The organism is Citrobacter sp. Marseille-Q3906 (assembly GCF_916618775.1).
In the GTDB taxonomy this organism is placed as follows: Bacteria; Pseudomonadota; Gammaproteobacteria; order Enterobacterales; family Enterobacteriaceae; genus Citrobacter; species Citrobacter murliniae.
In genome coordinates this window covers 1,332,423-1,347,330 of sequence record NZ_CAKAKA010000002.1, presented here as the reverse complement: position 1 = coordinate 1,347,330, position 14,908 = coordinate 1,332,423, and the positions used below count along the sequence as shown (strand labels likewise).

General features: G+C 51.3%; 16 protein-coding genes and 1 pseudogene. 8 read left to right on the top strand and 9 right to left on the bottom strand.

Translation table 11 applies throughout. From position 1 onward, the window contains the following. Positions 1–21: 21 nt before the first annotated feature. The 4 genes from tyrS to anmK all read right to left on the bottom strand — a co-directional run bounded on the left by tyrS (position 22) and on the right by anmK (position 3,677). Complete coding sequence (tyrS, locus tag LG384_RS10745; RefSeq protein WP_045442543.1) at positions 22–1,296, bottom strand: tyrosine--tRNA ligase; 1,275 nt, start codon at positions 1,294–1,296, stop codon at positions 22–24. Positions 1,297–1,422: 126 nt separating this feature from the next. Further along, positions 1,423–2,079, bottom strand: a complete 657-nt coding sequence (pdxH, locus tag LG384_RS10740; RefSeq protein ID WP_045442541.1) for a pyridoxamine 5'-phosphate oxidase — start codon at positions 2,077–2,079, stop codon at positions 1,423–1,425. A 59-nt stretch (positions 2,080–2,138) separates the two neighbouring features. Then, positions 2,139–2,468: a C-type lysozyme inhibitor gene (gene mliC / locus LG384_RS10735; RefSeq protein ID WP_136345584.1), complete on the bottom strand. Its 330-nt coding sequence runs from the start codon at positions 2,466–2,468 to the stop codon at positions 2,139–2,141. An 87-nt stretch (positions 2,469–2,555) separates the two neighbouring features. Beyond that, positions 2,556–3,677 carry an anhydro-N-acetylmuramic acid kinase gene (anmK, locus tag LG384_RS10730; protein WP_045442529.1) on the bottom strand — a complete coding sequence of 374 codons (1,122 nt, stop codon included), beginning with the start codon at positions 3,675–3,677 and terminating at the stop codon, positions 2,556–2,558. A 275-nt stretch (positions 3,678–3,952) separates the two neighbouring features. On the opposite strand from anmK, the gene slyB reads away from it, so the two are divergent. Further along, positions 3,953–4,420 (top strand): outer membrane lipoprotein SlyB, encoded by a 468-nt coding sequence (gene slyB, locus LG384_RS10725; RefSeq protein ID WP_045442526.1) that lies wholly within the window; start codon positions 3,953–3,955, stop codon positions 4,418–4,420. 46 nt (positions 4,421–4,466) lie between these two features. Here the strand turns inward: slyB and slyA are convergent, their stop codons facing one another. Continuing rightward, positions 4,467–4,907, bottom strand: a complete 441-nt coding sequence (gene slyA, locus LG384_RS10720; RefSeq protein WP_019076732.1) for a transcriptional regulator SlyA — start codon at positions 4,905–4,907, stop codon at positions 4,467–4,469. A gap of 192 nt (positions 4,908–5,099) precedes the next feature. Between slyA and LG384_RS10715 the strand changes: the two genes are divergently transcribed. From LG384_RS10715 to LG384_RS10705, 3 genes and pseudogenes are all read left to right on the top strand, one after another. Further along, complete coding sequence (locus LG384_RS10715; RefSeq protein ID WP_045442519.1) at positions 5,100–5,336, top strand: DUF1656 domain-containing protein; 237 nt, start codon at positions 5,100–5,102, stop codon at positions 5,334–5,336. Positions 5,337–5,338: 2 nt separating this feature from the next. Continuing rightward, positions 5,339–6,202, top strand: coding sequence for an HlyD family secretion protein (locus tag LG384_RS10710; protein WP_045442517.1), 864 nt, complete (start codon positions 5,339–5,341; stop codon positions 6,200–6,202). After that, positions 6,199–8,272 (top strand): annotated as a pseudogene (locus tag LG384_RS10705) (FUSC family protein). Before LG384_RS10710 ends, LG384_RS10705 begins: the two are co-directional and overlap by 4 nt. On the opposite strand, the gene sodC reads toward LG384_RS10705, so the two are convergent. The 3 genes from sodC to LG384_RS10690 form a co-directional block, all read right to left on the bottom strand. Further along, positions 8,215–8,736 (bottom strand): superoxide dismutase [Cu-Zn] SodC, encoded by a 522-nt coding sequence (gene sodC / locus LG384_RS10700; protein ID WP_045442513.1) that lies wholly within the window; start codon positions 8,734–8,736, stop codon positions 8,215–8,217. The pseudogene LG384_RS10705 and the gene sodC overlap by 58 nt on opposite strands. 81 nt (positions 8,737–8,817) lie before the next feature. Then, positions 8,818–9,714 (bottom strand): aldo/keto reductase family oxidoreductase, encoded by an 897-nt coding sequence (locus tag LG384_RS10695; protein WP_045442510.1) that lies wholly within the window; start codon positions 9,712–9,714, stop codon positions 8,818–8,820. Between the two features lie 50 nt (positions 9,715–9,764). Next, the gene (locus LG384_RS10690; protein WP_045442508.1) at positions 9,765–10,004 is read right to left on the bottom strand and encodes a DUF1289 domain-containing protein; all 240 of its coding nucleotides are present in this window, start codon (positions 10,002–10,004) and stop codon (positions 9,765–9,767) included. Positions 10,005–10,105: 101 nt separating this feature from the next. On the opposite strand from LG384_RS10690, the gene LG384_RS10685 reads away from it, so the two are divergent. From LG384_RS10685 to rnt, 4 genes are all read left to right on the top strand, one after another. Then, entirely contained in the window at positions 10,106–10,705 is a 600-nt protein-coding gene (locus tag LG384_RS10685) for a TetR/AcrR family transcriptional regulator (protein WP_045442505.1), read from the top strand. A gap of 58 nt (positions 10,706–10,763) precedes the next feature. Further along, the gene (locus LG384_RS10680; RefSeq protein WP_045442502.1) at positions 10,764–11,861 is read left to right on the top strand and encodes an alkene reductase; all 1,098 of its coding nucleotides are present in this window, start codon (positions 10,764–10,766) and stop codon (positions 11,859–11,861) included. 154 nt (positions 11,862–12,015) lie between these two features. Further along, complete coding sequence (gene gloA, locus LG384_RS10675) at positions 12,016–12,423, top strand: lactoylglutathione lyase (protein ID WP_045442499.1); 408 nt, start codon at positions 12,016–12,018, stop codon at positions 12,421–12,423. A gap of 94 nt (positions 12,424–12,517) precedes the next feature. Further along, positions 12,518–13,165 carry a ribonuclease T gene (gene rnt / locus LG384_RS10670; RefSeq protein WP_045442497.1) on the top strand — a complete coding sequence of 216 codons (648 nt, stop codon included), beginning with the start codon at positions 12,518–12,520 and terminating at the stop codon, positions 13,163–13,165. Positions 13,166–13,314: 149 nt separating this feature from the next. Here rnt and tyrR read toward each other — a convergent pair whose 3' ends face one another. Further along, positions 13,315–14,859 carry a transcriptional regulator TyrR gene (gene tyrR, locus LG384_RS10665; protein WP_225760878.1) on the bottom strand — a complete coding sequence of 515 codons (1,545 nt, stop codon included), beginning with the start codon at positions 14,857–14,859 and terminating at the stop codon, positions 13,315–13,317. Between the last annotated feature and the right edge of the window lie 49 nt (positions 14,860–14,908).

Sequence of the window (14,908 nt, the reverse complement as noted above, 5' to 3'; positions counted from 1 at the left end):
CACGCCCCCGCTGACTTTTACTTACTTCCAGCAAATCAGGCAATAGTTCTTTTTGCCACGGCGCAGTAAGGTGTAGCGACCGAACAAAATATCACTCTCCTGGAAGAAATATTCCGGGTCAGATTGTTTCTCACCGTTGATAGTGACCGCGTTAGACGCAATAGTCTTACGCGCCTGGCCGCGAGAGGGTTGCAGTTCGGAATCAACCAGTGCCTGCATCAGATCGGCACCTTTTTCCATCTCAATCATCGGTACGCCATCCTGTGCCAGCTGTTCGAAATCAGCTTCGCTCAGGGAGCCCAGATCACCGTTGAACAGGCTTTCGGTAATGCGTTTTGCCGCCACCAGCCCTTCTTCACCATGAACCAGACGTGTCACTTGTTCAGCCAGAACATACTGAGCACGAGGCGCTTTGCCGCTGTTCTTATCTTCTTCTTCCAGAGCGTTGATCTCTTCAATGTCCATAAAGGTGAAGAATTTAAGGAAGCGATACACATCAGCATCAGCGGTGTTAATCCAGAACTGGTAGAACTTATACGGACTGGTTTTTTTCGGATCCAGCCATACTGCGCCACCTTCTGTTTTACCGAATTTGGTACCGTCTGCTTTGGTGATCAGCGGAACAGTCAGGCCAAACACCTGGTTCTGATGCAGGCGGCGAGTCAGGTCGATACCAGAGGTAATGTTACCCCACTGGTCAGAACCACCGATTTGCAACGCAACGCCGTGCAGTTTGTTCAGGCAAGCGAAGTCGTAACCCTGCAACAGGTTGTATGAAAACTCGGTAAAAGAGATCCCCTGATCGTCACGGTTAAGACGCTGCTTCACCGCTTCTTTGTTGATCATCTGGTTAACGGAGAAGTGTTTGCCGATATCACGCAGGAAAGTCAGTACGTTCATACCGCCAAACCAGTCGTAGTTGTTCGCAGCAATCGCAGAGTTGTCGCCACAGTCGAAATCGAGGAACGGCGCAACCTGTTTGCGGATCTTATCCACCCACTCCTGCACGGTGTCTTCGGTGTTCAGTTTACGCTCGGCGGCTTTAAAGCTCGGGTCACCAATCAGCCCCGTTGCACCACCTACCAGTGCGACAGGCTTATGGCCCGCCTGCTGGAAGCGTTTCAGGCATAACAATGGAACCAGATGCCCCAAATGCAAGCTGTCAGCGGTAGGATCGAAGCCGCAATAGAGCGCGATCGGGCCTTGCGCCAGTCGCTCTGCTAACGCTTCCTCGTCCGTCACCTGGGCCACCAGCCCCCGCTCTTGCAATTGTTTAATCAAGTTACTGCTTGCCATCAAAATCTCCATGTATAAAACGACTGCACCTTTGCCGGTACACGACTTTTCGCCTGATGCGAAAGAGACATAGAATAAAGCGCCGGATTCATCAGTACCAGCGCTTAAAACAAGAATTTTGCATCTTTACGGAGCGAGGCGATCAATTTTCCACGCGTTATCTTCACGTTGGTATAAAAAACGATCGTGTAGACGGTTTTCACCGCCCTGCCAGAACTCCATTTGTTCAATACTCACGCGAAAACCGCCCCAGAAGCTAGGTAACGGAACTTCTCCTTGCTGAAACTTCTGCTTCAGCTCAAGAAATTTACTTTCAAGAATACCGCGTGCGGAGATCCGACTTGACTGTTTAGAGACCCAGGCACCAATCTGGCTGTCGCGTGGGCGGCTATGGAAATACTTCACCACCTCAAGCGTGGAAAGACGTTCAGCCTTACCGATAACCATGACCTGCCGTTCCAGCGTATGCCAGGGGAATAAAAGGCTGATGCGGGGATTATTCTCAATCTGATGCGCCTTGCGGCTGCCCATGTTGGTATAAAAAACCAGCCCTTTGTCATCATAATGTTTGAGCAACACGATACGCTGGTAGGGTTGACCATTTTCATCGACGGTTGCGACAACCATCGCAGTAGGATCCGCCAGTTTGGCGTCACAGGCTTGCCCCAGCCAACGCTCAAAAAGCGCAAGGGGTTCGGCGGGAAGATCGCGGCGGCGAAGACCGCCTTTCGTGTATTCACGGCGCAGATGCGCGATTTGCTGCAATTCGTCGTTATCAGACATGATGTTGGGCTACGGATTGTCAGTGGGTGACGCTATTGTGCGCCGCCCAGGTGAAAATCTCAACGCTTCGGGTTCTGTAACTGACAGTTATTTAACACAACTCTGTCGCGTTTATAGACCGTTGCATTGTCTCCTTTAGACCAGAAGACGTAGATGCCGTCCGTGTAACGCGCACCGGATGCCGACACACCCTGTTTGAGTTTCACTAACTGATTATCGTAAACAAAGCTCGCAACTTGTTGAGTATTGTTCAACTTCACAGTAAGCGGTTTTTCATCACAGCGGTATTCGAGTGTATCCGTTTGCATGCGCTCGACAAATTGATTGTAAACACTACAACCGCTAAGCAGTACGGGCAGACAGACAATTAACAGTTTTTTCATAGCCATATCCTGAAGACTTTCCTGGTCCCGGAGGGCAATGACACCCTCCCTAACTTCCCTAGTTTACCGGCATACAGGCGAGGATAATTTCAGTTAACTCTGAGATCGTGGGTTTGCAGGGAAAATCGCCCCTAAAACACTGGACTCTGCCGCACCGGTCACCGAAGGCAAATTACCCGGTAATCCAGCCAAGGTACGCCACGCCAGCCAGGCAAAGGCTAACGCTTCCATATCATCACCGCTAATGCCTGCCTCATCCGTTGATGTTACTTCTGTACCCGGCAACAACGCCGCCAGACGCATCATCAGAAGCGGATTACGGCTTCCGCCGCCACAAACCATCAGTCGCTCACAACCACCGCTCAGCAAGACTTGCTCTGAAATGGTCACCGCCGTCAGTTCGGCAAGCGTCGCCTGCACATCGCGCGGGTTAATCCCCGGAAACTGCGCCAGGTGACGTTCTATCCAGCCATAATTGAAATACTCGCGACCAGTGCTTTTTGGCGCGGGTGCAGAAAAATAGGGGTCGCTAAGCATATTTTGCAGCAGAGGAATAATCACCGTTCCTTCGCTGGCCCACTGCGCATCTTTGTCGTAAGGTCGACCGCATTTGCGCCAGATCCAAGCATCCATCAGCATATTGCCCGGTCCGGTGTCATATCCTCTTACAGGTTTTTCAGGTATGAGCAGTGACAAATTGGCAATCCCACCGATATTCAGCACCATCCGGCGTTCCGTCGGATGCGCCAGCAAAGCCTGATGGAAAGCAGGAACCAGCGGCGCCCCCTGCCCACCCAGCGCAATATCACGCCGGCGAAAATCCCCGACCACAGTGATCCCCGTATGCGCCACAATTTGATTGTTATCACCAATTTGCAGCGTATGAGGCGCGGCGCCTGTAGGTTCATGCCATACAGTTTGTCCGTGACAACCAATAGCAACGATATCCTGCGGCTTTAATTTTTGCTGCGACAGGAGCGCATTCACCGCCTCAGCGAACAAACGTCCCAGTTGGGTGTCCAACTGACCAAACTGAGAAAGCGTGAGTTGTTGCCCCTGGCAAATGTCCAGAATGGCTTGTTTCAAATGGATGGGGATGGGCCAGGTAAGACTCGCCTGTTGCGCAACCATCGTTTCATCTATTGCCGCCAGCACAACATCAACACCATCAAGGCTGGTTCCAGACATAACACCGATAAAACGGCCCGATTTCATATGTCATCCTTTTAAGCATGTTAGCCTTGACACTCAACCATAAAGTGCCGCGTAATTCCATGCTTCATTGATGATTTTTTGCGGGTTACTGATGGCAACAGGTCATCATTTCAATCGATTTGATGAGTGGTTCGTTTATACTCGGTTAACCCGGACCCAATTATGATTTTCATATTGTTCCAGTAGAACATGTGACCTTAGGCTCACAAATGCCATATAATTTTATCATGAAGGGTGTTTTTTTCAGCGTTTCGTGGTGACAAGGAGATTTTTAAATGATTAAACGTGTGCTTATTATTTCATTAATGGGCGTATCTTTAGCCGGTTGCGTTAACAATGACAGCCTTTCAGGTGACGTGTATACCGCATCCGAAGCAAAACAGGTTCAGAACGTAACCTATGGCACGATTGTTCATGTTCGTCCGGTTCAAATTCAGGGTGGTGATGACGCAAACGTAATTGGCGCTATCGGTGGTGCGGTACTCGGCGGGTTCCTCGGTAACACCGTTGGCGGTGGTACTGGCCGCTCATTAGCAACTGCTGCAGGCGCTGTAGCTGGCGGCGTTGCTGGCCAGGGCGTGCAGGGTGCAATGAATAAAACCCAGGGTGTGGAACTGGAAATCCGTAAGGATGACGGTAATACCATCATGGTAGTGCAGAAACAAGGCGCAACCAAATTCGCCGCAGGCCAGCGTGTCGTAATGGCAAGCAACGGCAGAGAAGTTACCGTTTCCCCACGCTAATCGAATTAACGTGTGGTCAGGCTCTGGCCACACGTTAAATTTCACATCAGCCCTGAGACTGTAGCTCAATGATATTGTGTTCCAGCCTGGCAACCAGTTTAATCAGCAAATCAATCTCCTCGGCCGAGATCCCTTCCAGAATTTCTCCGCGCGTTTTATTGATTACCGCTTCCATATCTGCGATTAGCGGTTCCGCTTTCTCAGTGAGTTTTATTCTCTTTGCCCGACGATCGCTGGCGCAAGTCTGTCGCGAAATGAGTCCCTTTTCTTCCAGTTGGTCAAGCGTACGCACCAGTGAAGGCTGCTCAATACCTATCGCTTTAGCCAACTGAATCTGCGATTGATCCGGCGGCAACTGATGAATGTTGTGCAGCGTAACCCAATGTGTCTGCGTCAACTCCAGAGGCTTCAGGCGATGGTCAATCAGAGCACGCCAAATGCGCACCAACCGTGCCAGATCAGAACCTAGTGGCGATTCCAATTTCATCTCCTTATAATTAGCTTGCTAAGTTATTATACTGATTTTAGAATAGTGTGCAGCATTTGTATTCTCAAAACAAATGTATTGCCAAATTTGCTTACCGGATGACATTTTTTCAGACATTCTGTGTTAAAGAGACTCATTGTCCCTTTTTTGCTAAACCTATAGCAATGCTCTCTTCCGCCAAGGATTTTGCCCGTGAAGTTTATGTTTAATGCAACAGGATTGCCCTTACAAGATTTAATGATCGGCGCATCTGTCTATTTCCCCCCTATTTTCAAGGCGTTTGTCGCGGGGTTCATTCTCTGGCTGGTTGCTCATCGTCTACTACGCGACTGGATCTACTCCGGCGAAATATGGCATCCCCTGTTAATGGATCTGTCTCTCTTTACGCTTTGCGTATGCCTGGGCTTCTATCTGCTAATTGCGTGGTGATTATGTCGCTTAAAACCGTTAAATACTTCTCCACAATTATAGTCGCTGTTATTGCGGTCCTCGCGGGATGGTGGATGTGGAATTATTACATGCAGTCACCGTGGACGCGCGACGGCAAAGTCCGCGCTGAGCAGGTCAGCATTACGCCGCAGGTCTCCGGAAGTATCAGCAAACTCAACGTAAAGGATAACCAGTTCGTTGACGCCGGTGATGTGCTTTTGGTTATCGACAAGACACCGTTTCATATCGCCGAATTGAATGCACAGGCTCAGTTAGCCAAAGCACAGTCCGACCTGGCAAAAGCCAATAACGAAGCCAACCGTCGCCGTCATCTGTCGCAAAATTACATCTCCGCAGAGGATCTTGATACGGCGAACCTTAACGTTAAAGCGATGCAGGCCAGCGTCGAAGCCGCTCAGGCCATATTGCGCCAGGCGCAGTGGCAACTGACACAAACGGAAGTTAAAGCCCCTGTTGCGGGATGGGTGACCAATCTTTCGACCCGAACCGGAGACTACGCCTCCACGGGCAAGCCGCTGTTTGCCCTTGTCGACAGCCACTCTTTTTATGTGATGGGGTATTTTGAAGAAACCAAGCTACGCCACATTCGCGAAGGCGCACCGGCTCTTATTACACTGTACAGCGGCAACGTAAAGTTACAGGGTCACGTATCCAGTATTGGCCGTGCTATTTACGATCAGAGTGTTGAAAGTGATTCCGGCCTCATTCCCGATATCAAACCTAACGTGCCATGGGTTCGTCTGGCGCAACGGGTTCCTGTTCGCATCGAATTTAGCGCCCTCCCTCACGATGTCACTTTGGTTTCAGGAACGACCTGTAGCGTCTCCATTGGTCAGCATCAATGAAACGGTTTCATCTGACGCCAGGTAATTTGCCGTGGTTTAAAGCCACGGCCGGACAGTGGCGTTACGCTCTGCGTAATACCATTGCAATGTGTCTGGCATTAACGTTCGCCTATTATCTGAACCTGGATGAACCTTATTGGGCGATGACCTCTGCCGCCGTGGTTAGCTTCCCCACCGTCGGTGGTGTCATCAGTAAGAGTCTGGGGCGTGTTGCCGGCAGTTTACTCGGGGCAACGGCGGCGTTGATCATTGCGGGCCATACCCTCAATGAACCCTGGCTATTTCTGCTGAGCATGTCGGCGTGGATTGGCTTATGCACGTGGGCCTGCGCACATTTTACCAATAACGTGGCCTACGCTTTTCAACTGGCTGGCTACACGGCAGCCATCATCGCGTTTCCAATGGTGAATACCGTTGAGATAACTCAATTGTGGGATATCGCCCAGGCCCGTGTATGCGAAGTCCTCGTCGGGATACTCTGTGGTGGGATGATGATGATGATCCTGCCAAGCACATCCGATGGTACAACACTGCTGACCGCACTGAAAAACATGCACGCACGCTTGCTGGAACATGCCAGTTTACTCTGGCAACCAGAAACCACTGATGCGATTCGTTCGGCTCACGAGGGCGTAATCGGCCAAATTCTGACCATGAATCTGTTGCGGATCCAGGCGTTCTGGAGTCACTATCGCTTTCGCCGCCAGAATGCACTGCTCAATTCACTGTTACACCAGCAGCTTCGTATGACCAGCGTGATTTCCAGTCTGCGCAGGATGCTGCTGAACTGGCCCAATCCCCCTGCGAATACCCGGGATATCATCGAACAACTATTGAATGCGCTGGTGAAAGCAAACACCGACAGCTATACCGTGGCGCGTATTATTGCCCCCCTGCGCCCGCGGGACCAAAGCGACTATCGACATATCGCCTTCTGGCAGCGGCTGCGTTATTTCTGCCGTATCTACCTGCAAAGCAGTCACTACCTGCATTTGCTGGAAAATGGCGTAACCGTTGATCGCATTATCGTGAATCGAACGCCTGGACTTGCCCGTCATACTGACAATGCGGAAGCGGTATGGAGCGGATTACGTACTTTCTGCACGCTGATGGTAATCGGTGCATGGAGCATCGGCGCACAGTGGGAATCGGGTTCCGGAGCACTGACGCTTGCCGCCATCAGCTGTGTGCTGTATTCCGCCGTTGCCACCCCGTTCAAATCACTCTCATTGTTGATGCGAACGCTGGTCCTGCTGTCATTATTCAGCTTTGTGGTTAAATTTGGCTTGATGGTGCAAATCACCGACCTCTGGCAATTCATTCTGTTCCTCTTTCCACTGCTTGCCACCATGCAGTTATTAAAATTGCAGATGCCAGCGCTGGCGGGACTTTGGGGACAGTTGATCGTGTTCATGGGATCGTTCATCGCCGTGACCAATCCTCCCGTCTATGATTTTGCTGATTTTCTGAATGACAATATGGCAAAAATTACCGGCGTGGCATTGTCATGGCTGGCCTTTGCCATTCTGCGCCCTGGTTCAGACGCCAGGAAGAGTCGGCGCCACATTCGCGCTCTGCGCCGGGATTTTGTCGATCAGCTCAGCCGACATCCGTCGCTCAGCGAAAATGAATTTGAGTCGTTGACCTATCATCATGTCAGTCAGCTCAGCAACAGCCAGGATGCACTGGCACGGCGCTGGTTATTACGGTGGGGAGTGGTACTACTAAATTGCTCACATGTGGTATGGCAGTTGCGCGCCTGGGAGGCACGCTCAGATCCGTTATCTCGCGTCAGGGATGTGTGCATCTCATTACTTCGTGATGTAATGAGCGAGCGTGGCGTGCAGCAACGTCCGCTGAATGCCACGCTTAATGAACTACAACGTATATGCGATACCCTTGCCCATCATCATCAGTCTGCCGCACAAGAGCTGGCAGCTCTAATCTGGCGATTACACTGTTCGCTCTCTCAGCTTGAACAAGCACCACCGCCAGGTACGCTGACCCGCTGATTATTTGATAACACCACAGGCGTATCGCGCCCCGCCACCACCGAGTGGTTTGGGTTGATCGGACATATTATCTCCGCCCACATGTATCATCAGCGACTTGCCTTTGACATCATCCAGCGATTTCAGTCGCGGAGCGACGACAGCCGTAGTGGCATTCCCCTCATTATTAACCATCAGCAATGGGAGATCTCCCATGTGTCCACCACCCTCGGGGCCTTCATGCTTACCGGTTTTATGCGGGTCAAAATGTCCACCTGCCGCTTCGGCGGCCGAAGCTTTACCTTCTTTAATAGCTGGCTGACAACTGCCGTTAGCATGCACATGAAAGCCATGCTCTCCCGGCGGCAGAGCTTTCAAATCTGGCGTAAACTCCAGCCCTTTCGCCGTTTCAGAAATGGTCACTGAACCAATCGACTGCCCGACGCCTTGTGACGTCACCAGGTTCATCTCAACTTGCTCACTGGCTGCCTGTGCACCCGCACAGGCCAGTAAGGTAATCACGGCCAAACTCAAACGCTTCATACATCCTCCTTCGAACAGGTACTTGATTGATAAGTGTAAACCAGTGCCGAAAATTTGAACGACGAAGCGCAGAAAACACGATTAAGGCACGTCGTATCCCAGCGCCGCTTTACGAATTCGGAACCATTGTTGACGAGACATTGTCAGCGATTCAGCTGCAATGGCGGCACGAACGCGCTCAATTTTGCCAGAACCAATAATAGGCAGCGGTTGTGATGGCAGACGTAAAATCCACGCATACACCACCTGCTCAATAGACTGGGCATTCAGCTCTTCCGCTACCGCAGCAAGCTCATTACGCAGCGGCTGGAAAGCGTCATCATTGAACAGTCGACCACCGCCCAGACAGGACCAGGCCATCGGCCGGATGCGCAACTGTTGCAACTGATCCAGGGTGCCATCCAGCAAGAGCGGCTGATGTACCGGTGATATTTCGACCTGGTTAGTCGCCAGAGTAAATGGCAGACGCGATTGCAGCAGCGAAAACTGAGCGGGTGTAAAGTTTGATACCCCAAAGTGGCGCACTTTGCCGCTATGGTGCAGCTTTTTAAAGGCATCAGCCACGTCGTCTGCATCCATCAACGGATCGGGACGGTGGATCAGCAGCAGATCAAGATAATCGGTCGCCAGAAGCTTCAGAGACTGTTCTGCGCTGGCAATAATGTGAGCGCTATCGGTGATATAATGACCAAGTGTATTTTCCGCTCGCGCCGTGGTAGCTATACCGCATTTGGTCACAATCTGCATTTTTTCCCGCAGATGTGGAGCCAACTTCAGTGCCTCGCCAAACGCAGCTTCACACTGGTATCCGCCATAAATATCCGCGTGATCGACAGTAGTTACGCCCAGTTCCAGATGTTCCTCAATAAAGCTGACTAACTGGCGCGCGGACATATTCCAGTCCATCAGCCGCCAGTACCCCATGACAAAGCGAGAAAATTCCGGGCCTTGCGGCGCAATAGTGATACGCTGAACCATAGCAGCTTCCTTAATAAGTGAATGTGTATCGAGTATACGCAATTGCGATTTTAAAAGAGTGAGGGTTGTTGCGGTTCTTCCGGCGGGTTGGTTTTGTTTGCACGTAATTTACGCATAAGCCGCTGGCGACAAAGCCGCAGCACATCCTGTTTTTCGGCATCGCTCATTTTTTGCCAGTTAAAACGCTCATCCCGGCTGCGAAAACATCCGCGGCAAAAACCGCGTTCGTCAGACTGACAGATCCCACGGCATGGGCTCTGGACGGGGAAAAACTCCAGCTGTTCGGCCACATCCCCTCCTTAAATAAGTTCGATATACCTATTGAAGACGTTAACTGAATTTCTGGCAAGCGCTATTGCATTAGACCGACTGGTCTATTACACTCCTTCGCATGAACAAAGTAACTGAACACGACACGCGCGAACATCTTCTGGCGACCGGCGAGCAGCTTTGCATGCAACGCGGATTCACCGGTATGGGTTTAAGCGAATTGTTGAAAACCGCTGAGGTTCCCAAGGGTTCGTTTTATCACTATTTTCGCTCAAAAGAAGCATTTGGTGTGGCTATGCTGGAACGCCATTATGCGGCCTATCATCAGCGACTCGGCGCGCATTTTGATGCGGGTGCTGGTAATTACCGCGACCGGATCCTGGCCTACTATCAGGAGACCCTGAATCAGTTTAGCCAGCATGGCATTATTAGCGGATGCCTGACCGTCAAATTGTCCGCCGAAGTATGCGATCTCTCTGAAGACATGCGTACGGCGATGGATAAAGGCGCGCGACATATTATTACGCTGTTAGCGCAAGCGCTGGAAAAAGGACGGGACTGCCACTGTTTGTCGTTCATTGGCGAACCTTTACAGCAGGCGCAGGTGCTGTATGCGCTGTGGCTGGGAGCCAACCTGCAGGCTAAGATTTCTCGCAGTGCCACACCGCTGGAAAATGCGCTGGCACACGTTAAAACCGTCATTACAACGCCTGACGTTTAACAGGCGTTTTTATTTAAATTATCACTAGACGACCGGTCTATTCATATCTGGAGTTATTATGTCATCTGAAAAACTGTTCTCCCCGCTGAAAGTGGGTGCTATCACAGCCGCAAACCGCGTATTCATGGCTCCACTGACGCGTCTGCGCAGCATCGAACCTGGCGACATCCCGACTCCGCTCATGGCCGAATATTATCGCCAACGGGCCAGTGCAGGTCTGATCATCAGTGAAGCCACGCAGATCTCCGCTCAGGCAAAAGGCTATGCGGGTGCGCCAGGATTACACAGCGCAGAGCAAATTGCAGCGTGGAAAAAAATCACCCATGCCGTTCATGCTGAGCAGGGTCATATCGCCGTACAATTGTGGCATACCGGGCGAATCTCTCATTCAAGCCTGCAGCCAAATGGACAGCCACCGGTTGCACCTTCTGCCATCAGCGCAGGAACCCGCACTTCACTGCGCGATGAAAACGGACTGGCGACGCGAGTGGACACCTCTATGCCGCGCGCACTGGAAACCGAAGAAATTCCAGGTATCGTCAATGATTTCCGTCAGGCAATAGCTAACGCGCGTGAAGCGGGCTTTGACCTGGTAGAGTTGCACTCCGCCCATGGCTATTTACTGCATCAGTTCCTGTCCCCTACTTCTAACCACCGCACCGATCAATATGGTGGCAGCGTAGAGAATCGTGCGCGTCTCGTACTGGAAGTCGTCGATGCCGGGATCAAAGAATGGGGCGCAGACCGCATTGGTATTCGGGTTTCCCCTATTGGTTCTTTCCAGAACGTGGATAACGGTCCGAATGAAGAAGCCGATGCACTGTATCTGATTGAACAACTTGGCAAACGCGGGATCGCTTACCTGCATATGTCCGAACCGGACTGGGCCGGAGGTGAGCCTTATAGCGATGCGTTCCGCGAGAAAGTTCGTGCTCGATTCCATGGTCCAATTATTGGAGCGGGAGCCTACACGCCAGAGAAAGCTGAAGCGCTGATTGAAAAAGGCCTGATCGATGCGGTCGCCTTTGGCCGCGCCTATATTGCTAACCCGGATCTGGTCGCTCGTCTGCAGCATAAAGCTGAACTGAATCCACAGCGCGCTGAGAGTTTCTATGGCGGTGGCGCTGAAGGTTACACTGATTATCCGACTCTGTAACTGCCCTGACGATAGCACTGGGTTTTGAGTTGCCGCCAATAAAATGTGATCTCAAAGAGAGCGGTTATAATCCTGCATTGATAGCGGCGTCACAACGCCGCTATACTAAAACAACATTTTGAATGTATTAGCCATTTTTGAAGGGGAAGAAAAGATGCGTTTACTTCATACCATGCTGCGCGTGGGCGACCTGCAACGTTCCATCGATTTTTATACCAAAGTACTCGGCATGAAGCTGCTGCGTACCAGTGAAAACCCTGAATACAAATACTCTCTGGCGTTTGTCGGATACGGCCCTGAAACCAGCGAAGCCGTCATTGAGCTGACCTACAACTGGGGCGTCGACAAATACGACCTGGGTACTGCTTACGGTCACATTGCCCTGAGCGTAGACAATGCGGCAGAAGCCTGCGAGCGTATTCGTCAGAACGGCGGTAACGTGACGCGTGAAGCGGGTCCGGTTAAAGGCGGTACGACGGTTATCGCGTTTGTGGAAGATCCGGACGGCTATAAAATTGAACTGATCGAAGAAAAAGACGCAGGTCGCGGCCTGGGTGACTAATCTCCCGTCGGGCGCAGATCGTCTGTGCCCGTAGTTTTATACTCATCATTTTGCCATAATACGCGCTGCAATTTTCCCGTATTAAGAGACCCAGATGTCCGATAACGCTCAACTTTCCGGTCTGTGTGACCGTTTTCGTGGTTTTTATCCTGTCGTCATTGATGTAGAAACAGCAGGATTTAATGCCAAAACCGATGCGCTGCTCGAGATTGCAGCCATCACGCTGAAAATGGATGAACAAGGCTGGCTGATGCCGGACATGACGTTGCATTTCCACGTCGAACCCTTTGAAGGGGCAAATTTACAGCCGGAAGCACTCGCGTTCAACGGTATCGACCCGAGCAATCCGCTACGCGGAGCTGTCAGCGAATACGATGCTCTGCACGCAATCTTTAAAATGGTGCGTAAAGGCATCAAAGACAGTGGTTGTAATCGGGCGATCATGGTTGCGCATAACGCCACTTTCGACCACAGCTTTATGATGGCGGCAGCGGAGCGTGCCTCACTGAAACGCAATCCGTTCCACCCGTTCGTTACCTTTGATACAGCGGCGCTGAGCGGTCTGTCTCTGGGACAAACCGTGCTGTCAAAAGCGTGCCTTGCGGCTGGAATGGAATTTGATGGAACTCAGGCGCACTCTGCGCTGTATGACACTGAACGTACTGCAGTTCTGTTCTGCGAAATCGTTAACCGCTGGAAGCGCCTGGGCGGCTGGCCTCTTCCGGTGCCTGAAGGAGCGTAACTGGCTCACTTCTCAAATGCTGAGGGGGCGGAATTGATGCAAAATGCATATATCCGCCTCAAAATCTGTTCCGTAACATGCGCCTCCGATCGGTTAAGCGCGTCTTAACCGATCGGCATGACGCCAGACGAGCATTGTTATTTACTTCGTTACTCTTCGCTCTTCTTCTGCTGATTCAGACCGTATTCACGTAATTTATTGGCAATCGCGGTATGCGAGACGCCCAGCCGTTTGGCGAGTTTGCGTGTGCTGGGATAATTCAGATAGAGCTGCGTAAGCACTGAGCGCTCAAAGCGGCTGGTGATTTCATCCAGCGAGCCTTCCATAACCTCTTCTCCAACAGCAACCGTCGCCGCATCATAATCCGGCAATAAAATATCCTGCGGACGCAGTTCATATCCCTCAAGCTGGGTTAGCGCCCGATAGATAGCATTTTTCAACTGACGCACGTTACCCGGCCAACCATAGCGGGTTAACACTGTACTGAGATCGGCGGAAAGTTTCGGGCGCGGTACGCCCTGCTCGTCGGCAAACTTTGCGACAAACAGCTCAGTGAGCGGCATAATATCTTGCGGGCAATCGCGCAGTGGCGGCAGGTTTAACGTCAGTACGTTGAGACGATAGTAGAGATCTTCACGAAACAGGCCTTTCTGTACCAGTTCCACAAGATTTTTTTGCGTAGCACAAATCACGCGCACATCCACATGGACTTCATGATCTTCGCCGACGCGGCGGAACGTTCCGTCATTAAGAAAACGCAGCAATTTTGTTTGCATACGCGGCGACATTTCGCCAATTTCATCCAACAGAACCGAACCGCCATTAGCCTGTTCAAAGAAGCCTTTCTTGCCTTCCGGTGCATGGCCAAACAGCTCACTTTCAACCGCATCTTCAGGAATCGAAGCGCAGTTCAGCGCCAGGTATGGTTTCTCCGCACGTGGGCTCGCCAGATGGCAGGCTCGTGCAAAAAGATCTTTTCCCGTACCGGTATTCCCGGTAATCAGCAATGGCGCACTCAGCATAGCCAGCTTGCGCGCCTGCTCCACGACGTGTTTCATTTTGGTACTGACCGCGATAATCTGACTAAACGCGCTCAGATCCTGAGTGGTCATATTTTGCAGCTGACGCCCCATACGAATGGTGGAACGCAGCATCACCACAGCGCCGGTCAACATCAGTTCGTTATTTTCACCCTGTAAATGGACCGGTGTAATTTCCATCAGGAAATTTTGTCCATTAATCACGACATGTTCGCTGTGAGAATCCTGCGGATTGCTTTCCAGCCATCGCTGGAAGTTAAATCCATTGATTAACTGTGCGGCCGTGTGGTTGCGCATACGATCCTGAGTGTGCGCAAAAAGCTGGCAGCTCGCGGGGTTCGCCATTTCAACTTTGCTTTTCATGTCCAGAGAAAGGACCGGTTCCGGAAGCGCTTCAAGCAGCGCGCTAAGCGCCAGATGTTCACGTTCGGAAGGCATCCAGGGTACGGTGCGAACGTCCGTTACCCCTGAAATACGGCGGATTTCAGCCATCAAGCTGCTGAAGTTTGTGAACTCCAGCTCCGCAAAATTAAGGTAAATTCGCCCGATGGGGTCAATCTCGATACCGCGTAAATCAATGCTTCGAAGCACCAGTAAATCGAGTAATTCGCGAGTCAGACCAAGTCGGTCTTCACAAAAGACTTCCAGACGCATGGGAACCTTCACCTAAACAATGGATCATATGTAAGATGATAAGCCAGTA